Consider the following 18,176-nt stretch of genomic DNA (forward strand, 5'->3'; position numbering starts at 1 on the left):
CCAGCCCCGGCGAGGCTAGCACAGGATCGCGCGCTGTCGATGGCCCGGCGTTTTCGCTTTCCTACATCGGCATGTTCCGCTTATGTACCAGGCGTGACTCTGCGCTCTTCCCGCCCGCCGATCCTGCGTCTCCCGCGCACGTGGGGAGATTCAAGCGATTCAACATTTTCGTTCAACCGCACGGTTGAATGTCGGGAGCAACGGGCATGATCGCGCACCTGAAGGGCCGGCTCGCGGCGACCGGCATCGATCATGTCGTGATCGACGTGAACGGCGTCGGCTATCTCGCCGGCGCCTCGGCGCGGACGATCACTGCGCTCGGCGCGCTCGGCGAGGCCGTCACGCTGCATACGGAGATGCTGGTCAGCGAGGATTCGATCCGGCTGATGGGCTTCGCCACGGCGAGCGAGCGGGACTGGTTCAAGCTCCTCACCAGCGTGCAGGGCGTCGGCGCCAAGGTGGCGCTGGCGATCCTTTCGATCCTCTCGCCCGACGAAGTGCAGACCGCGGTCGCCCGCGCCGATTCGGCGATGATTGCCCGCGCCAATGGCGTCGGCCCCAAGCTCGCCCAGCGCATCGTCAACGAGTTGAAGGACAAGGCCGGCGGCGTGGCGCTCGGCGCTCCCGGCTCCGGTGCGGCGCCCGTCGGCGGCGCGGCGCAGGACGCGGTCTCGGCGATGCTCAACCTCGGCTTCAAGCCGGCCGAGGCATCGAGCGCCGTGGGCGCCGCCGCCGACGAGCTGGGCAGCGGCGCGACGCTCGACGCGCTGGTGCGCCTCGCACTGCGCAAGGCGGCGAAGTGACGCGCACCGCCAGCTGCCGCTGCGGCCAGCTCCAGGCCGCCTGCGCGGGCGAGCCCGTCCGCGTCTCGGTCTGCCACTGCCTCGAGTGCAAGCGGCGCAGCGGCTCGGCCTTTGCCGCGCAGGCGCGCTTCCCGGTGGAGCGCGTGACCTTTACCGGCAATTCGACGCGCTGGGACTATACCGGAGAGAGCGGCGACTCGGCCGAATTCCATTTCTGCCCGGTCTGCGGGAGCCAGGTCTGGTATCGCAGCGCCGGGCTGCCCGATCTGATCGCCATCCCCATCGGCGCCTTTGCCGATCCCGCGTTCCCGCCGCCCGTCTATTCGGTGTACGAGGAGCGCAAGCATGGCTGGGTGGAGATCACCAGCGACGGGACCGAGCATTTTGCCTGAGCGCGGCTCAGCGCAGCGGCGTCACCAGCGGCCGGCCGGCGAAATGCGCGTCGAGATTGGCGAGCACCAGCTCGCGCATCGCGGTGCGCCCCTCCTCGGTGGCGCTGCCCTGGTGCGGCGCGAGCACCACCTGGTCCATCGCCTTGAGCGCCTCGGGCACCTGCGGCTCCTCGGCGAACACGTCGAGCCCGGCGCCGGCGACGCGGCCCTCGGCCAGCGCGGCGATCAGCGCGTCCTGGTCTACCAGGCTGCCGCGGGCGATGTTGATCAGCACGCCGTCGGTGCCGAGCCGCTCCAGGACCGCGGCATCGACGATGCGGTCGGTCTCCGCCCCGCCCGGCGCCGCCAGGATCAGCACGTCGCTCGCATCGGCCAGCGCGGCGATCTCGGGCACGAAGGTCCAGGGCACCGGCTTCTCGGTGCGGGCGCTGTAGAGCAGTTCGCTGGCAAAGGGCGCGGCCCGCAGCGCGATGGCGTGGCCGATCTGGCCGAGCCCGAAAATGCCGATCCGGCGCCCGCTGGCCCGCCGGCCGAGCGGCGCGGCCCAGCCGCCGCGGCGCACGAGCGCATCGTTGGCGGCGATGCGGCGCTGCACCGCCAGCATCAGCGCGATCGCCTGGTCGGCGACGTCCTCGGTCAGCACGCCGGGCGTCGTGGTCACGCGCACGCCGCGTGCCTCGAGCGCCGCCAGGTCGAGCCGGTCATGCCCGACGCCGTGGATCGCCACGATCTCGAGCGCCGGCAGCTGGTCGAGCAGCGCGCGGCCCACCTTCGCCATCCCGCCGCCGACCACGGCGCGGATGCCGGGCATCGGCGCCTCGTGCAGCGTGAAGCGCTCGGCCAGCGCCATGCGCAGCGGGGCGGGGATATTGGTTACGATCAGCAGGTCGGGGCGCAGGTCGGGGCTTGGCATGATGTCGCCCTAGCTCCGCCGCCACGGGCAGGATAGGGCAGGGCCATGGAAATCGAAGTCAGCGCCGAAGCAAAGGACAAGTCGCTCAACCGCAAGGTGGCGATCACCGTGGTCGTGCTTTCGGTGTTCATGGGGCTGTGCGGGATCAAGGACGGCAACATCGTCCAGAACATGCAGGCGGCCCAGTCGGCCTCGGTCGACAAGTGGAACGAATATCAGGCGACCAAGACCAAGCAGCATGTCGCCGAGGCGAGCCGCCTCCAGATCGCCGCGCTCGCCGATCCCAAGCGCGCCGCCCCGGTGCTCGCCACGCTCGACGCCGACATCGCCAAGTACAAGGCCGAGGCGCCTCGCCTCGCCGCCGATGCCAGGGCGCAGAGCGACCAATATGATGCGCTCAACGTCCATGACGACCAGTTCGACGCGAGCGACGCGGCGGTCTCCACCGCCATCTCGATCGCAGCGGTGGCGGCGCTGGCGGAAAGCGCCTGGCTGCTCTGGGCCGCCTGGGGCTTCGGCGCCTTCGGGCTGTTCATGGGGCTGTGCGGGTTCCTGGGCTGGGGCTTCCATCCGGCATTGCTGAGCGGGTTGCTGGGGTGACGGCGCCCCTTCGATTGGCTCTGAAAGGAATTGGGATGCGGAAGCTCCTGTCGTTCGCGATGGTTTCCGCGGCGCCATTATTCTGTCTCTGGGTGCAGCCGGCCTTTGCCTGCCGCACCGCGATCCAGACCGCTTATGTCTTCTTGAACGAGGCGCCCGCCTTCGTTCCGGAGGGACAGGTGTTGCTCCGCGTGAAGGTCGACATTGGCGATGGAGCATGGAAGCCGGTCACGGCACAAGTTCTTGAACCGGGCCGGCGGCGATGGAAGTTTGATACGGTGATCATCGATCCAGGCATGCGGTCGTCGTGCAGCCAGTGGGGCGAGTCAAAAAGGGTGGTGTATGTCGTCGGCGCGCTGCAGCTCGACGAGAAGGGCGTCTACACGCTTCGCGCGACGCAGATGGTGAAGAGAGGCATGTGGGTCGACCAATGACCGATTCCGATCGCCTCCTTTCCTCGGCCCGCCGGATCGACGATGTCGACGCCGCGCTGCGCCCCAAGTCGCTCGACGAGTTCGTCGGCCAGCGGGCAGCGCGGGAGAATCTGCGCGTGTTCATCGATGCCGCCAAGCAGCGCGGCGACGCGCTTGACCATGTCCTGTTCTTCGGCCCTCCCGGGCTCGGCAAGACCACGCTTGCCCAGATCATCGCCCGTGAGATGGGCGTCGGCTTCCGCAGCACCTCAGGCCCGGTGATCGCCAAGTCGGGCGACCTCGCGGCGCTGCTCACCAATCTCGAGGACGGCGACGTGCTGTTCATCGACGAGATCCATCGGCTGAATCCCGCGGTCGAGGAAGTGCTCTACCCGGCGATGGAGGATCGCGCGCTCGACCTGATGATCGGCGAAGGGCCCTCGGCGCGCAGCGTCCGGATCGACCTGCCGCGCTTCACCCTGGTCGGCGCCACCACGCGCCAGGGCCTGCTCACCCAGCCGCTGCGGGACCGTTTCGGCATCCCCGTCCGCCTCAATTTCTACGCGGTCGACGAGCTTGAGCGCGTCGTCACCCGCGCCGCCGCGCTGCTCGACCTGCACGTCGCACCGGACGGTGCGCACGAGATCGCCAAGCGCTCGCGCGGCACCCCGCGCATCGCCGGCCGCCTGCTGCGCCGGGTGCGCGACTTTGCCAATGTGCTCGGCGAGGAGACGGTGCATGCCCGGGTAGCCGACCAGTCGCTGACGCGGCTCGAGGTGGATGCGCTCGGCCTCGATGCGATGGACCGGCGCTACCTCACGATGATCGCCGATATCTACAAGGGCGGCCCGGTCGGCGTCGAGACGCTCGCCGCCGGGCTCAGCGAGCCGCGCGACACGATAGAGGAAGTGATCGAGCCCTATCTCATCCAGATCGGCATGATCGCCCGCACGGCCCGGGGCCGCTGCCTCAACGCTGCGGGCTGGAAGCATCTCGGCCTCAATCCGCCCGCCGGCGGGCAGGACGGGCTGTTCGACTAGCGAATTCGATTAGAGGAAATAGACGATCACGCCGGTAACCAGGCCCAGCGCCACGGTGATGATGAATTCGAACAGGCCGAGCAGGAACGAGCCCTGGTTGCGCCGGCGCTGGAAGGAAGCGCGCGGCGCCGGCTTGGCATAGGCGACCACCAGGTGCCCGGTCAGCGCCCCGGCCACGCCGGTCATCACCAGCGTGACGATGGCGCCGGGGATGGTCTCCAGCGCGATGCCGATGGGGAGCAGGATGGCGACCGGCGTGGCGAGGAGCAGGGCGGCGAACAGCTTGGCGTTGTTCACGTCGTCCTTCTCGACCGGGGCGATGGCGATCAGGTCGGGCGTGTCTTCGGCCGAGACCGCGAGCCAGGCGAGGCTCGGCACGAGCTGGCCGGCCACCGCGACGCTGAAAAAGGCGAGCGAGGCGGCGAGCGGGACATCGTCGGTATGGCGCAGTGCCATGATCAGGACCGGCGCCAGGTAGATCAGGCGGGTGAGGATATGGAAGACGAGCGCGGGGTCCCGGGCGAGCAGCCGCCATTCCTTGGCGAGGATCGCGGCGAACAGGCTGCGGTGGAAATGCCCGCCGATGCTGCTGCTCCGCGCCTTGCGGGTGCGCGACAGCCGCATGCCCCCGGCCTGGTAGCTGCGCAGGAACAGGGTGCGCATCAGCAGCCCGGTGAGCGCGAAGACGAGGATGCCGGTGCCGAGCAGCAGCGCCACCGCCAGCGGCTCGCCGAACGCGGCGCGACCGGGCAGCGACAGCGGGCCGTGCGTGCCCAGTTGCTGCTCGACGAAGCGCTCGAACAGCCGGGCAATCCCGCTGCGGCGGTTGCCCTCGGCGTCGTGGTTGAGCTGCGAGACGAGAAAGATCGCGCCGCCGCTCACCGCGCCGAGGATCTGGCCCAGCGTGCGCGCCGCCCGCGGGCCGGCGATGCGGGCAAGGAACAGCGTCAGCGCCAGTCCGAGGCAGGAGGCGAACAGGCCCAGCGCGATCACCAGCGCCGGCAGGCCGAGCAGCTCGGGATGGCCATAAAGCGCCATCGGCAGGATCGGCGGCACCACGAGCAGCAGGAAGGTCAGCACCACCCCGCCGGCGATCCCGGCGAGCTTGGCCGAGACCACGGCGCGCGGGTCGAGCGGTGCGGAGAAGAGCAGGTCGAGGTCGCCGGTCTCGTAGATCGTTGCCTGGCTGGCGAGCAGCGCCTGGGTGAGCATCAGCGTGAACGCCACCAGGGAGCCGAACAGCACGACGACATAGGCCATGGGATCGGCGACGATCGGCTCGTCGTGCAGCAGGATCGCCGCCGTCACGCCGATGCCGACATAGATGAGGAGCAACAGCCAGCGGAGGATGCGCAGCGCCAGCGTGCGCTCGCGCATCGCCAGGCGGATGCGCAACTCGTGGAGCGTCAGCCAGGCGGTGCCGCCGGGCCGCAGCCGTCGCATCGCCCAGCCGATCATGCCGGGCTGGTCAGCCGGATAAAGGCGTCCTCGAGCGTCATGTCGTCCGATCCGGCCTGGTCGCGCAGCTCGTCGAGCGTGCCTTCGACGAGCAGCTTGCCGCCGGCGATGATGCCGATCCGGTCGGCCAGCCGCTCGGCGACCTCGAGGATGTGCGTGGTGACGATCACCGTCTTGCCCTGGTCGACCGCGGCGCGCAGCGCGTCCTTCACGGCGCGGGCCATGGCGGCGTCGAGCCCGGTCAGCGGCTCATCGAGGATCAGCAGGCGCGGATCGTGGATCAGCGCGCCGGCCAGCGCGACCTTCTGCTTCATGCCCCGCGAGAATCCCTCGCAGCGCGTGTCGCGCACCTCCCACAGTTCGAGCCATTTGAGCAGCCGCTCGGCCTCGGGCGCCGCCTGGTCGGGCGGAATGCGCCACAGCCCGGCGACGAAGCCGAGATATTCGGCCGGAGTCAGCTTGTCGTAGAGCATCGGATCGTCGGGCAGCCAGGCAGTGACTGCCTTTGCCCCGATCGGGTCGCGCCGCGTGTCGATCCCGTAGATCGCGATGTCGCCGCGATCGGGCTCGGTCAGCCCGGCGACCATGCGCAGCGTCGTCGTCTTGCCCGCGCCGTTGGGGCCGAGCAGCGCATAGAGCTGGCCGGCACCCACGGTGAGGTCGAGCCCGGTGATCACGGGCTTGTCGAACGATTTGTGAAGATCGGCGATGCGGAGCGCGGGCGGGTTCATCCGGCCCAGCCTAGCGGCGGCTTCACTGCCATTCCAGCACTGCGTAGCGTGCCATCGCCACCGAAAGCGCCGATGCGGTGACAATGCGGACCGCGCCGGCCGGATCGAGGGCGGAATGGGGTGCGACGAGCAGCACCACGGCACCCGCCAGCAGCGCGGCGAAGAATCCCCAGCCCAGCGCCTTGCTCCGGTTCGCGGTGGCGAGCTCGTCGTTGAGCAGCGCGCGCATCCGGCGGTTGAGCGCCAGTCCGCCGCCGGTCGCCAGCACCAGCGACCAGCCGGCCATCAGCAGGATCCAGCCCAGCCCCTCGGACGTGGCCGAGGTGTCGGTGGTGCGCAGGAACGCGGCGACGGCGACCACCACCGCGCCGATCGCGAGCAATAGCGCGCGGCTGCGCGCGGCACGTTCGGCCCTATGGATGAGATCGGCCTGCATCAGTCACTCCCTTCGAGCGAGAATATCTCCTCCACCCCGCAGCCCAGCGCACGCGCCAGCTTGAGGGCGAGAATGGTCGACGGCACGAACACGCCATTCTCGACCGTGTTGATCGTCTTGCGGCTGACGCCCACGGCCTCGGCGAGCGCGGCCTGGGTCAGGTCGCGTTCGCCGCGCAGGTCGCGCAGCCGGTTGGCCAGGCCTTCAGCCATCCTTGAGCGCCCGCCGCTCGAGCGTGCCGAAGCGGAGCAAGGCGAGGGCGATGGCGAAGGTGATCACCAGTCGCACGCCTTCGCGCACCGTGATCGTGTCGAAGAAGCTGAGCACATAGACGGCAAAGGCGGTGCCGAGCGCACCCCAGAAGCCCAGCGCCATCGCGCGGCGGCGGTGATCGATCGTCGTCTCGTCGTTGAGCACCGCGCGCATCCGGGCGCCGCGCAGCAGCCCGCCGCCCCAGGCGAGGAAGAACAGCAGCGCGATCGCCCAGACGATCCAGGCCGAGAGGTGAAGCGTCTCCGGCCGGTTGAGCGGCAGCTCGTCGCGGAAACTGCCCGCCTGGGCGGCAACGAAAACCAGCGCCATCACGGTCGCCGCGCGTGCCCGTCCCCAGGCGGCGCGCTCTGCAATATCGGCATTTCCCTTCGTCATCCGAGTCCCTTTCGTGTAACTCATGGGTTACATGTAACCTTTGGGTTACACGAGTCAAGAGGGCTTGTGAGGGGTTTCCCCGGGGGGCTTGGCAGGTTAGGTGCCCCGGCATGGACGTGACCTTTGCCCCTGGCCGCTTCGAGGGCCTCGAGCATCATTTCGTCCTGCGTGTCTATTTCGAGGACACCGACCTGAGCGGCGTGGTCTATCACGCCAATTATCTGCGGTTCATGGAGCGGGCCCGCTCGGATATGTTGGCGCTTGCCGGCATCGACCAGCGCGCCGCGCACGAAGCCGGCGAGGGCGCCTATGCGCTCCGCGAGGCGAACCTTCGCTACCGGGCGCCCGCGCGCCTGGGCGACCAACTGGTGGTGGTCAGCCGGCTGGTCCGGCTGCGCCCCGCCGCGGTGGATATTCATCAACGAGTCATGCGCGACGTTACCATAGTGGCCGAAGCGGAGATCGAGGCGGTATTCGTCGCCCCCTCCGGTCGTCCGCGCCGCCAGCCGGCGGAATGGATGGAGCGGTTCGCGCCGCTGGTCTTCAAGGGGAACTGAACCGATCATGGAATTCATCAGCACCGACGCCGCAACCATGTCGCCGATCGGCCTGTTCCTGCAGGCGGACTGGGTGGTGCGCGCCGTGATGATCGGCCTGCTGCTCGCCTCGCTATGGACCTGGGCGATCATCCTCTCCTTCGGCTTCAAGGTAAGCTCGGTGAGGAAGGCGATCGACAAGTTCGAGGCGGACTATCGCGAGGCGGACGATATCGACGAGTTCCATCGCCGCGTCGCCGGCCGCGACCAGCCGATCGCGCGCGTGTTCGCTGCCGGCGTCACCGAATGGCGCCGCTCGACCAGCGGCAAGGCGATCGACCGCGAAGGCACGCGCGAGCGCCTCGCCACCGCGATGGGCGCCACCGTCGCGCAGGAAGTCGATCGGCTAGCCGATCGGCTCAACTTCCTCGCCACCGTCGGCGCGGTCGCGCCGTTCGTTGGCCTGTTCGGCACGGTGTGGGGCATCATGCGCAGCTTCACCGGCATCGCCAAGGAGCAGAGCGCCTCGCTCGCCGTGGTCGCGCCGGGCATGGCAGAGGCGCTGTTCGCCACCGCGATCGGCCTGTTCGCCGCCATCCCCGCGGTGATCGCGTACAATCGCTATTCGCACCAGGTGAACCGCGTCGAGGCCCGGCTCAACCGCTTCGCCGACGGGTTCCACGCGACGCTGAGCCGCCGCCTGGAGATGGAGGCCTAAGCCGGTGGCGATGCATCTCCCCTCCAGCAAGGGCCGCGGCCGCCGCGCGCCGATGGCCGAGATCAACGTCACGCCGCTGGTCGACGTGATGCTCGTGCTGCTGATCATCTTCATGGTCACCGCGCCGCTGCTCACCGCAGGGGTTCCGGTGAACCTGCCCGAGAGCCGCGCCAAGCCGGTCGACCAGGACCAGAAGCCCGTCCAGATCTCGATCGACGACAAGGGCCAGATCTTCATCGACGACGTGCAGACCTCCGATGCCGAGCTGTCGACCAAGCTCGAGGAGATCGCCGGCCGCGCGCCGGGTCCGGATGGCAAGCCCGCGCCCGTGTTCCTGCGCGCCGACCAGGGCCTGGGCTATGGCAAGGTCATGAAGGTGATGGGCGAACTCAACCATGCCGGGCTCAACCGCGTCTCGCTGATCACCGACGCGAGCAGCAAGCCGTGATCGACAAGGGCGAGGGAACTGGACTGACGGTGGCGGTGCTGGGGCATGTCGCCCTGTTCGGCCTGCTGTCGGTCGGCTTCCTCGCCACGCCCAATCCGTTGAAGCTCAAGCCCACGCCTATCGAGGTCGCGCTGGTCGATCAGGTCGCGCTGGAAAGCACGTCGCCGGCGCCGACGAGCGAGATGCCCGCCGCCAAGCTGTCGCCGGTCGAGGCGCCGGTAGAGCCCGAGCCCGCGCCGCCCGAGCCGGCGCCCAATCCCCAGCCGATCGCCAAGCCGCAGCCGGCCCAGCCCAAGCCGGCGCCGGCCCCCGATGCGGCGAAGCCTGCACCCAGGACGCCGCCCAAGGCTGCACCCGCCCAGGCGCCCGCGCGCGCCTCCGCCCGCCCGGTCGCGCCTACCGGCCGGCTCGACGGCCTGCTCGCCGGCATCAACGACAAGCCGAGCCCGAGCAAGTCGGTCGCGCCGCCGGCCGCCAATGTCGGCCCGCAGGTTCAGGCGGCGCTCAAGGCCGAGATCCTTCGTCAGATTCGCCCGCACTGGGCCCCGCCCAGCGGAGCGGACTCGGACAAGCTGCGCACCACGGTGACGGTGCGTCTCAACGAGGATGGCTCGCTCGCCAGCGACCCTCGGGTCACGCAAACGGGCCTCACCGACAGCAACCGCGCCCAGGCCGATCTCGCCCGCGAGCGCGCCATCCGCGCGGTAAAGCTCGCCGCCCCCTTCAAGCTTCCGCCGCAATTCTACAGCGCGTGGAAAGTCATAGCCCCGGTTTTGTACGAGGACCTGTGAAGATGAAATTTGCCCATCTGACCATCGCGGCCCTGCTGGCGAGCACCGCCGCCACCGCGGCGCAGGCGCAGGAGGTGCCGCCGCCCGCCCAGCAGCCGGCGCAGGACCAGGACACGCCGCTCAGCGTCGACGTGACCAACACCGCCGCGAAGGACCTCGTCATCGCCATCCCGGCGATGCCCACCTCGCAGTCGGTCGATACCCCGGCCGGCCCGACCGACCAGCTCGGCGCCAAGCTCGCCCAGGTGGTCGAGGACGATCTGCGCGGCACCGGCCTGTTCAAGACCACCGGCCCCAGCGCCAATCGCGCAGTCGCCTACAGCGAAGTCACTGCGCCCAACTATTCCAGCTGGAACGGCAATCAGGCGATCATCCAGGGCTATGTTCGCGCGAACGGCAATGGCTCGCTGACCGTCGGCTGCTATCTCTACGACGTGCTGCTGCAGAGCGAGCTGGTCCGCCAGGGCTTCGTCGTCTCGCCGGCCGACTGGCGCCGCGCCGCGCACAAATGCGCCGACGCGGTCTATTCCAAGCTCACCGGCGAGGGACCCTATTTCGACAGCCAGGTCGTCTATGTCGCGGAGACCGGCCCCAAGAACAAGCGCCGCAAGCAGCTGGCGATCATGGACCAGGACGGCGCCAACCACCGCTTCCTGACCAACGGCCAGTCGATCGTGCTTACCCCGCGGATGAGCCCCAAGCAGAACGCGATCGTGTACATGAGCTACACGAACCGCAAGCCGGCCATCTACGTCTACGACATGGCCGCTCGCTCGAACCGGCTGCTCGTCTCGAACGTCAGCCTCAGCTTCGCGCCGCGCTTCTCGCCCGATGGCCGCACCGTGCTGTTCTCGATGGCGCAGGGCGGCAACACCGATGTCTACCGCGTCGCCACCGCGGGCGGCGATCCGCAGCGGCTGACCAGCTCGCCGGGCATCGATACCGGCGGCAGCTATTCGCCCGATGGCTCGAAGATCGTCTTCGAAAGCGATCGCAGCGGCACCCAGCAGATCTATGTGATGAACGCCGATGGCTCGAACCAGCACCGGATCAGCTTCGGCGGCGGCCGCTATGCCACGCCGGTGTGGAGCCCGCGCGGCGACCTGATCGCCTTCACCCGCACCGGCGGCGGCGCCTTCCGGATCGGCGTGATGAACCCCGGCGGCAGCGGCGAGAAGCTGCTGACCAACAGCTGGGGCGACGAGGCGCCGAGCTGGTCGCCCAATGGCCGCGTGCTGATGTTCTTCCGTTCGGCCCAGGGTTCGGGCCGGCCGGACCTGTGGTCGGTGGATCTCACCGGCACCAATGCGCGGCGCATTCCCACGCCGCTTGACGGGTCGGATCCCAGCTGGGGACCGATTCGCCCCTGAAACGTTACCGCATTTGTGATAGGGCCCGGGCAAGCGGGTTCGATGCGCTGAGAATGGAGGAGAAAAGACCATGTCCAAGATCACGACTGGCCTGGTGCTCGGCATCGCGCTGATCGCCACCGCGGGGTGCACCAAGAAGCGCGACGCCAACACGATTCCGCCCGCGCCGTCGGAGACCGGCCCCAGCAATGCCGGCGAGGGCGACAGCGACACGGTCGCGGCGCCGCTCAACGAGCAGTTCCGCCGCGAAGTCGCCAGCGACACGGTCCATTTCTCGTTCGACCAGTATGACATCGACCCTGAGGCGCGCGCGATCCTGGACAGCCAGGCGCAGTGGCTGACCAGCCACCCCAACACGCGCATCACGATCGAGGGGCATTGCGACGAGCGAGGCACTCGCGAATACAACCTCGCGCTCGGCGATCGCCGCGCCAATGCCGCGAAGAACTATCTCGCCTCGCGCGGCATCTCGCCGGCGCGGATCACCACGATCAGCTACGGCAAGGAGCGCCCGATCGCGCTCGGCTCGGACGACGCCAGCTGGGCGCAGAACCGCCGCGCGGTGACCATCGTCATCAGCTGAACGGAATCTCCCTCTCCCCTTGTGGAGAAGGAAGGGGCCCGCTCGCGAAGCGAGTGGAAAGGGTGAGGGAGACTTGGCTCCGTTCACCCGATTCCCCTTCACCCTTCCGCCGACTTCGTCGGCTCCCTCCCTCTCCCACAAGGGGAGAGGGAGATCAGAAAGGCCGCCGGGGCAACTCCGGCGGCCTTTTCGATTCCACTTGCCGGCACTCCCGAATCGATATAAATACGATATCATAATTTCGGGAGGTAATGATGACTGACGTCCGTACCGCCGCTCCGGCGCTGCGCCAGAGCAGCGAGAAGTCCGCGAGCACTGCGAGCGGCTATGGCATGCTCCTCGTGTTGCTGGTCGCGTTCGCCGCGACGGGCGCTGCGCTCACCCAGATCGACCGCATGGCCGACTGGATCGTGATTTCCTGGCTGCTGCTTTCGATCCTGGTCGAGCTGTTCGTGCTGTGCGGTTTCTATCTGCTCCAGCCCAACCAGGCCGTGGTGGTCACGCTGTTCGGCGATTACCAGGGCACCGATCGCACCAGCGGCCTGCGCTGGGCCTGGCCGTGGCTGATCAAGAAGAAGGTTTCGGTGCGCGCCAACAACATCATCTCCGACAAGATCAAGGTCAACGATTTGCGCGGCAACCCGATCGAGATGGCGGCGCAGGTGGTGTGGCGCGTGACCGACAGCGCCCAGGCGCTGTTCGACGTCGACGATTACAAGGCGTTCGTCATGGTCCAGATCGAAGCCGCCGTCCGCACGATCGGCTCGCGCTATCCCTATGACGATTTCGAGCATCAGGAAGTCACGTTGCGCGGCAACCACGACCAGGTCGGCGCCGAGCTGCGCGACGAGCTGATCGCCCGGCTGCGCGTCGCCGGCATCACCGTCGACGAGTGCGGCTTCACCCATCTCGCCTATGCACAGGAGATCGCCGGCGCGATGCTCCGCCGCCAGCAGGCCCAGGCGGTGGTCGCCGCGCGCCAGACGCTGGTCGAGGGTGCGGTCGGCATGGTCGAGATGGCGCTCGACCAGCTCTCGGCCAAGAATGTCGTCGAGCTCGACGACGAGCGGCGCGCTGCGATGGTGTCGAACCTGATGGTGGTGCTGTGCGGCGAGCGCGATACCCAGCCGGTCGTCAATGCAGGCTCGCTGTACCAGTAAGGCGAAGTCCGTGTCCCAGCCGCCCCAGAAGAAAGCCTTCCCGCTCCGCCTCGATCCCGCGCTCTATGCGGCGATCGAGCGGGCGGCGGCGAGCGACCTGCGCAGCGTCAACGCCCAGGTCGAGTGCCTGTTGCGCGAGGCGCTGGGACGGCGCGGGGTCAAGCTGGCCGATCCGGTCAAGCCCAAGCGGGGCCGCCCGCCCAAGGTGAAAGAGGAGGAAGCATGATCCGCCCGCAACGTGCCGATGCCTGGTTCGTCCGCATCCGCCGCGGCGCCAAGTACAATATCACGCCCTGCACGCGGGAAGGCTGGGCCGTGACGGTTGCCTATGTGCTGGCCACGCTAGCGCTCACGCCGGTCATCCTCACGCCCACCCCGATCCATGTCGCGGTCTGGCTGATCCTCTTCCTGGCCGCGACCGCCCTGTTCCTCGTCATAGCCTGGCGCACCTCGTCGCCCGCGGCGGACGACAGCGAGAAAGGAAACCGCTGATGTTCCTTCCCATGAAAGTCAGCCGCGAACGGCTTCCCATCGTCCTCGGCGTGGGCCTGGTCGCGCTGCTCGCCGGCATCGCAGTGGCGCTGTTCCAATGATCGGCAACGCCTTCCGCGTCCGCCCCGGCTACTGGTTCCGCCCCAAGCGCTTCGGCTTCGGCGCAGTGCCGGTCACCTGGCAGGGCTGGCTGGTCACCCTGGCCTTTGCCGGCCTTGCCGCGATCCTCGCCAATTTCGCCACGCATCGCGGCCCGGCCTGGCTGGTGTTGCTCGTGCCGCTGACGATCGCCTTCCTCTGGCTCGTCGTCGTCAAGACCGATGGCGACTGGCAGTTCCGCTGGGGCGGGGACGATTGATGCGCCGCATGCTGCTCGCGCTGGCGCTGCTCGGCACGCCCCCTGCCGCGCTCGCCCGGGACGCCGGGGCGGGCACCGAGATCACCGCGCCCGGGCCGCAGGGCAACCTGGCCGGCACGCTGCTCGATCCCGATCCCAGGGCGCCGCTGGTCCTGATCGTGCCCGGGTCCGGGCCCACCGACCGCGACGGCAATAATCGCTTCGGCGTCGCCGGCGGCCCCTATCGCCAGCTGGCCGAAGGCCTGGCCAGGCACGGCGTCGCCACGCTCCGCATCGACAAGCGCGGCATGTTCGACAGCCGCAGCGCGGTCGCCGACGGCAATCGCGTGACGATCGCCGACTATGCGGCGGACGTCCGCACCTGGATCGATGCTGCGCGCAAGCGGACCGGCCGCGCCTGTGTCTGGCTGCTCGGGCACAGCGAGGGCGGGCTGGTCGTGCTCGCCGGCGCGCAGCAGCCCGCGGGCGTGTGCGGCGTGGTGCTGGTCAGCGCCGCTGGCCGGCCACTCGCCGTGATCATGCGCGAGCAGGTCCGCGCCAATCCGGCCAATGCGCCGCTGCTCGATCCCCTGCTGTCGCTCATCGCCACGCTGGAAAGCGGCAAGCATGCCGATACCGCGTCGATGCCGGCGCCGCTGCCGCTGCTCTTCCCGGACAGCGTGCAGGACTTCATGATCGATCAGTTCCGCTACGATCCGCCCCGGCTGGCCGCCAGCCTGACGGTGCCGCTGCTTGTCACCCAGGGCGACCGGGACGTGCAGATCAATCCGGGCGACGCGCGCGCGCTTGCCGGCGCGAGGCCGGGCGCGACGCTGGTGGTGGTGCCGGGCATGACGCATGTGCTGCGCATCGCCGCCGCCGATGGCCGCCAAGCGAGCATCGCGACCTATTCGGATGCGTCGCTGCCCGTCGCGCCGGCGCTGGTCGATGCCATTGCCGGGTTCGTCACCGCCAGGCGTTAGGCCAGCGCCCTCAGGCCAGCGCCTCGTCGAGCAGGCGGGCGAGGCGCAGCCCGCCCTTGATCACCTGGGTGCGGGCCTCGGGCACCCACTTGACGATCATCTCCTCGGTGATCGCGACGCGCCCCGTGATCGGCTTGCACGGATCGCCGCCGTTCAGGTCGGCATAGATGCCGCGGGCCAGGTCCCAGCTGTCCTTGCCCCAGTCGGTGACGGTGCCGCCGCCCAGGCTGGCGCGATCGGCGCGGCTATAGGCGCGCACGATGTTCGGCCCGGTGGTGATCGCGCGCTCGGCGAGCAGTCCGTCCCACACCGAGTGGAGGTTCAGCCGGTCGGTAGTGTAGATGCCATAGCTCACCAGCGCCTTGTTGCCGCCGGCATCGCCGTCATGCTCGGCGCCGTGCAGCGGCTGGCCGATATCGCCGACGAAATGGACGAGGAAGAGCAGCGCCTTCACCCGCTCGACCTGCGGCGCCTTGCGGTCCTTCAGCGTCTTCACGTCGCGCTCGATCTGGGCGGAGACGCAATTGCCATCCTTGCAGTCGGCGGTAACGTCGAACGGCTTGCAGATATCGGCGTCCTGGTAGTGCCAGACCGAGGCATAGCGCCAGTCGGCACCCAGCTTCTTGATGCAATCGGCCCAGACCGCAGCCTCCTCGATCGTCGCCGCCGGGCAGCCTTCGGTCTTGAGCAGGTCCGTGTGGTGGAGCAGCTGGGTGATCTTGGCACGCGTGGCGGGGGTGATGTTGCGCCAGGCGATCGCCGCCACGGTCTGATGGCCATATTCCCAATAGGCATTGGCGGGCGCGGCGAACCCGAACAGGGCCGCGAGGATCACGAGAAAGCGCATCAGACTACTCCAGAAGCAGGCTCGGCCTCCCTAGCAGGTGTTTTGCGCTTCGCCAGCGGGTTCAGGCCGATCAGCGGCCGCAGCCAGCCGATCCGCCGTCCGACCAGATAGGTCGCTGCGCACACCGCAGCGGTGCCGCCCAGCAACAGCGCGAACTCGGCGGGCGCGTTCAGCCCGAGCGGCAGCGAATACCAGGCGATCAGCACGATCGCGGGATGGTGGACGATGTAGAAGGGGAACACCGCCTCGGCGAGCGGCGTGCGCCAGGGGTGGTCGCGATTCCACTGCGTCTCGGCGAGCTGGAACAGCGCCAGGATCATCCCCCAGGCCATGGCGGTGCGCGCGGCGCGGTCGAGCGCCATAACGGCGTGCGGGGGCACCTGCGTTCCCGGCCACCGGATCTCGACGATCACGATCACCGCGCCGGCCAGCATCGTCATCGCCGCCGCGGGCTTCCAGCACCGCGCGACTGCCGTCCAGAGCTGCGGCGCACCGGCGAGTGCGAAACCGAACAGGAAGATCGGCGCATATTGCGAGTGCCCGCCCCAGTCGCGCAGCAGCCCCTGCCGCTCGGGCGCGACGAACAGCATCGCCAGCCGCAGCGCCGCCAGCAGCGCCACTGGCGCCCAGAGCAGCCGATGGCCCTGCGCGAGCCAGGCCGCAGCGCGGCCGATCGCGCGCACCGCCTTGCCGCGGTCCAGCGCCAGCACCCCGGCGAGCAGCAGCGTATAGGCGGCGAGATAGGCGACGAACCACAGATGCTCCCAGCTCGGGAACTCGCGCCCGTAGAATTCGCCCACCCGCCAGTAATCGCGCGCCCAGAAGTGGAGATAGCCATGAGGATAGCCCGTCTCCATCACCCGCACCCACATCTCGAGCGGCACCAGCACCGCCATGCCGAAGGCGAGCGGCACCAGCAGCCGCAGCGCCCGGCGCTTCGCAAAGCCGGTGGGCGCGCGGTCGTAGAGCTTGCGCGAGGCATAGCCCGAGACGGCGAACAGCAGCGGCAGGCGCCAGGGCGTGAGCAGCGCCATCGGCGGGATCAGCCACGCAAAGGCATAGCCGGTCTTGATCACCCAGTCCCAGGGCGAGAAGGCCATGGCGATGTGATAGAGGATCAGCAGCGCGAAGGCGGCGATGCGCAGCCAGTCCATGCCATAGTGGCGCTGGCTGGTCCGGTGGGCGGCAGCGAGGATCGGATCGTGCCGCAAGCAGGGCCTCGGGTTCGGGAACGGCCCGCCAACCTAGTCCGGCTTGCTTAGCATCGCGTAAAGCCGGCCCGGGCATTTCTGCATCAAATCTCGATATCGTCGCGGCTGGCCCCGGCCACGCAAAGCGCCTATATGGCCGCCATGTCCGTACGTCCCTGGCGCGATATCGTCCGGCGGCCCAGCCGTCAGATCATGGTGGGCAATGTCCCCGTTGGCGGCGATGCGCCGGTGACGGTGCAGACCATGACCAACACTGCCACGTCCGATCCCCGCGCGACGATCGACCAGATCCGCCGCTGCGAGGATGCCGGCGTCGACATCATCCGCGTGAGCTGCCCGGACGTCGAATCGACCGCGGCGCTCAAGCAGATCGTCCGCGCCAGCCGCGTGCCGATCGTCGCCGACATCCATTTCCACTACAAGCGCGCGCTCGAAGCCGCCGATGCCGGCGCCGCGTGCCTGCGCATCAACCCGGGCAATATCGGCTCGGCGGAGCGCGTGAACGAGGTCGTCAACGCCGCCAAGGCCAATGGCTGCGCGATCCGCATCGGCGTCAATGCCGGGTCCCTCGAAAAGGACCTGCTCGAGAAATACGGCGAACCCTGCCCCGAGGCGCTGGTCGAATCCGCGCTCGACCATATCAAGCTGCTCCAGGACCGCGACTTCCACGAGTTCAAGGTCGCAGTGAAGGCGTCGGACGTGTTCCTCGCCGTCGCCGCATACCAGCAGCTCGCCGACGCGGTCGATTGCCCGCTGCACCTCGGCATCACCGAGGCGGGCGGTTTCGTCGGCGGCACGGTCAAGTCGGCGATCGGCATCGGCTCGCTGCTCTGGTTCGGCATCGGCGACACGATTCGTGTCTCGCTTTCGGCCGAGCCCGAGGAGGAAGTCCGCGTCGGCTTCGAGATCCTCAAGGCGCTCGGTATCCGCAATCGCGGCGTCCGCGTCGTCAGCTGCCCGAGCTGCGCGCGCCAGGGCTTCGACGTGATCCGCACCGTCCAGGCGCTCGAGGACCGCCTCCAGCATATCCGCACGCCGCTGTCGCTCTCGGTGCTCGGCTGCGTCGTCAACGGCCCCGGCGAGGCGCGCGAGACCGATATCGGGCTCACCGGCGGCGGCAATGGCAAGCACATGGTCTATCTCTCTGGCGTCACCGATCACACCGTGAACGACGCCGACATGCTCGATCACATCGTCAAGCTGGTCGAGGCCAAGGCGGCCGAGATCGAATCGGCCGAAGCCGCCACCGCCGCGGCGGCCGAATAG

The 18,176-nt window shown here is 68.9% G+C and carries 25 protein-coding genes; 17 read left to right on the forward strand and 8 right to left on the reverse strand.

What is annotated here, in order from left to right; translation table 11 throughout:
* Window positions 1-206: 206 nt before the first annotated feature.
* Window positions 207-803, forward strand: a complete 597-nt coding sequence (gene ruvA, locus ABLE38_RS11375) for a Holliday junction branch migration protein RuvA (RefSeq protein WP_348974252.1) — start codon at window positions 207-209, stop codon at window positions 801-803.
* Complete coding sequence (locus ABLE38_RS11380; RefSeq protein WP_348974253.1) at window positions 800-1,195, forward strand: GFA family protein; 396 nt, start codon at window positions 800-802, stop codon at window positions 1,193-1,195. Before ruvA ends, ABLE38_RS11380 begins: the two co-directional genes overlap by 4 nt.
* Window positions 1,196-1,202: 7 nt before the next feature.
* Here the strand turns inward: ABLE38_RS11380 and ABLE38_RS11385 are convergent, their stop codons facing one another.
* Window positions 1,203-2,108, reverse strand: a complete 906-nt coding sequence (locus tag ABLE38_RS11385; protein ID WP_348974254.1) for a 2-hydroxyacid dehydrogenase — start codon at window positions 2,106-2,108, stop codon at window positions 1,203-1,205.
* A 45-nt stretch (window positions 2,109-2,153) separates the two neighbouring features.
* On the opposite strand from ABLE38_RS11385, the gene ABLE38_RS11390 reads away from it, so the two are divergent.
* The 3 genes from ABLE38_RS11390 to ruvB are packed head-to-tail and all read left to right on the forward strand — an operon-like array spanning window position 2,154 to window position 4,161.
* Window positions 2,154-2,708, forward strand: a complete 555-nt coding sequence (locus ABLE38_RS11390; protein WP_348974255.1) for a DUF4337 domain-containing protein — start codon at window positions 2,154-2,156, stop codon at window positions 2,706-2,708.
* 35 nt (window positions 2,709-2,743) lie between these two features.
* Window positions 2,744-3,142 carry a hypothetical protein gene (locus tag ABLE38_RS11395; RefSeq protein ID WP_348974256.1) on the forward strand — a complete coding sequence of 133 codons (399 nt, stop codon included), beginning with the start codon at window positions 2,744-2,746 and terminating at the stop codon, window positions 3,140-3,142.
* Window positions 3,139-4,161, forward strand: coding sequence for a Holliday junction branch migration DNA helicase RuvB (ruvB, locus tag ABLE38_RS11400; protein WP_348974257.1), 1,023 nt, complete (start codon window positions 3,139-3,141; stop codon window positions 4,159-4,161). Before ABLE38_RS11395 ends, ruvB begins: the two co-directional genes overlap by 4 nt.
* A 9-nt stretch (window positions 4,162-4,170) precedes the next feature.
* On the opposite strand, the gene ABLE38_RS11405 is transcribed toward ruvB, so the two are convergent.
* Genes ABLE38_RS11405 through ABLE38_RS11425 form a run of 5 tightly spaced genes read right to left on the reverse strand, consistent with a single transcriptional unit; the run spans window position 4,171 to window position 7,434 of the window.
* Complete coding sequence (locus ABLE38_RS11405) at window positions 4,171-5,619, reverse strand: hypothetical protein (RefSeq protein WP_348974258.1); 1,449 nt, start codon at window positions 5,617-5,619, stop codon at window positions 4,171-4,173.
* On the reverse strand, window positions 5,616-6,350 hold the full coding sequence (locus ABLE38_RS11410; RefSeq protein WP_348974259.1) for an ABC transporter ATP-binding protein: 735 nt from the start codon (window positions 6,348-6,350) through the stop codon (window positions 5,616-5,618). The genes ABLE38_RS11405 and ABLE38_RS11410 overlap by 4 nt, the downstream gene beginning before the upstream one ends.
* A 22-nt stretch (window positions 6,351-6,372) precedes the next feature.
* The gene (locus ABLE38_RS11415) at window positions 6,373-6,786 is read right to left on the reverse strand and encodes a hypothetical protein (RefSeq protein WP_348974260.1); all 414 of its coding nucleotides are present in this window, start codon (window positions 6,784-6,786) and stop codon (window positions 6,373-6,375) included.
* Complete coding sequence (locus ABLE38_RS11420; RefSeq protein WP_348974261.1) at window positions 6,786-6,998, reverse strand: helix-turn-helix transcriptional regulator; 213 nt, start codon at window positions 6,996-6,998, stop codon at window positions 6,786-6,788. The genes ABLE38_RS11415 and ABLE38_RS11420 overlap by 1 nt, the downstream gene beginning before the upstream one ends.
* The gene (locus tag ABLE38_RS11425) at window positions 6,991-7,434 is read right to left on the reverse strand and encodes a hypothetical protein (RefSeq protein WP_348974262.1); all 444 of its coding nucleotides are present in this window, start codon (window positions 7,432-7,434) and stop codon (window positions 6,991-6,993) included. Before ABLE38_RS11425 ends, ABLE38_RS11420 begins: the two co-directional genes overlap by 8 nt.
* Before the next feature lie 110 nt (window positions 7,435-7,544).
* Here ABLE38_RS11425 and ABLE38_RS11430 point away from each other — a divergent pair, with 110 nt between their 5' ends.
* The 11 genes from ABLE38_RS11430 to ABLE38_RS11480 all read left to right on the forward strand — a co-directional run bounded on the left by ABLE38_RS11430 (window position 7,545) and on the right by ABLE38_RS11480 (window position 14,852).
* Entirely contained in the window at window positions 7,545-7,991 is a 447-nt protein-coding gene (locus ABLE38_RS11430; protein WP_348974263.1) for a YbgC/FadM family acyl-CoA thioesterase, read from the forward strand.
* Window positions 7,992-7,998: 7 nt separating this feature from the next.
* Window positions 7,999-8,688: a protein TolQ gene (gene tolQ, locus ABLE38_RS11435; RefSeq protein WP_348974264.1), complete on the forward strand. Its 690-nt coding sequence runs from the start codon at window positions 7,999-8,001 to the stop codon at window positions 8,686-8,688.
* 4 nt (window positions 8,689-8,692) lie between these two features.
* Window positions 8,693-9,136, forward strand: a complete 444-nt coding sequence (gene tolR, locus ABLE38_RS11440) for a protein TolR (protein ID WP_348974265.1) — start codon at window positions 8,693-8,695, stop codon at window positions 9,134-9,136.
* Complete coding sequence (locus tag ABLE38_RS11445; protein ID WP_348974266.1) at window positions 9,133-9,927, forward strand: TonB C-terminal domain-containing protein; 795 nt, start codon at window positions 9,133-9,135, stop codon at window positions 9,925-9,927. The genes tolR and ABLE38_RS11445 overlap by 4 nt, the downstream gene beginning before the upstream one ends.
* Before the next feature lie 2 nt (window positions 9,928-9,929).
* Window positions 9,930-11,297, forward strand: coding sequence for a Tol-Pal system beta propeller repeat protein TolB (tolB, locus tag ABLE38_RS11450; RefSeq protein WP_348974267.1), 1,368 nt, complete (start codon window positions 9,930-9,932; stop codon window positions 11,295-11,297).
* A gap of 70 nt (window positions 11,298-11,367) precedes the next feature.
* Entirely contained in the window at window positions 11,368-11,880 is a 513-nt protein-coding gene (gene pal / locus ABLE38_RS11455) for a peptidoglycan-associated lipoprotein Pal (RefSeq protein WP_348974268.1), read from the forward strand.
* 254 nt (window positions 11,881-12,134) lie between these two features.
* The gene (locus tag ABLE38_RS11460) at window positions 12,135-13,040 is read left to right on the forward strand and encodes an SPFH domain-containing protein (protein ID WP_348974269.1); all 906 of its coding nucleotides are present in this window, start codon (window positions 12,135-12,137) and stop codon (window positions 13,038-13,040) included.
* 10 nt (window positions 13,041-13,050) lie between these two features.
* The gene (locus ABLE38_RS11465; RefSeq protein ID WP_348974270.1) at window positions 13,051-13,266 is read left to right on the forward strand and encodes a toxin-antitoxin system HicB family antitoxin; all 216 of its coding nucleotides are present in this window, start codon (window positions 13,051-13,053) and stop codon (window positions 13,264-13,266) included.
* A complete protein-coding gene (locus ABLE38_RS11470; protein ID WP_348974271.1) occupies window positions 13,263-13,532 on the forward strand; it encodes a hypothetical protein in 270 nt (89 codons plus the stop codon). Before ABLE38_RS11465 ends, ABLE38_RS11470 begins: the two co-directional genes overlap by 4 nt.
* Window positions 13,533-13,629: 97 nt before the next feature.
* Window positions 13,630-13,890: a hypothetical protein gene (locus ABLE38_RS11475; protein WP_348974272.1), complete on the forward strand. Its 261-nt coding sequence runs from the start codon at window positions 13,630-13,632 to the stop codon at window positions 13,888-13,890.
* Window positions 13,890-14,852, forward strand: coding sequence for an alpha/beta fold hydrolase (locus ABLE38_RS11480; protein WP_348974273.1), 963 nt, complete (start codon window positions 13,890-13,892; stop codon window positions 14,850-14,852). Before ABLE38_RS11475 ends, ABLE38_RS11480 begins: the two co-directional genes overlap by 1 nt.
* A 10-nt stretch (window positions 14,853-14,862) precedes the next feature.
* On the opposite strand, the gene ABLE38_RS11485 is transcribed toward ABLE38_RS11480, so the two are convergent.
* A complete protein-coding gene (locus ABLE38_RS11485; protein ID WP_348974274.1) occupies window positions 14,863-15,699 on the reverse strand; it encodes a S1/P1 nuclease in 837 nt (278 codons plus the stop codon).
* Window positions 15,699-16,910 (reverse strand): acyltransferase family protein, encoded by a 1,212-nt coding sequence (locus ABLE38_RS11490; RefSeq protein WP_348974275.1) that lies wholly within the window; start codon window positions 16,908-16,910, stop codon window positions 15,699-15,701. The genes ABLE38_RS11485 and ABLE38_RS11490 overlap by 1 nt, the downstream gene beginning before the upstream one ends.
* Before the next feature lie 141 nt (window positions 16,911-17,051).
* Between ABLE38_RS11490 and ispG the strand changes: the two genes are divergently transcribed.
* A complete protein-coding gene (gene ispG / locus ABLE38_RS11495; protein ID WP_348974276.1) occupies window positions 17,052-18,176 on the forward strand; it encodes a flavodoxin-dependent (E)-4-hydroxy-3-methylbut-2-enyl-diphosphate synthase in 1,125 nt (374 codons plus the stop codon).

The organism is Sphingomonas sp. KR3-1 (assembly GCF_040049295.1).
Taxonomy (GTDB): domain Bacteria; phylum Pseudomonadota; class Alphaproteobacteria; order Sphingomonadales; family Sphingomonadaceae; genus Sphingomonas.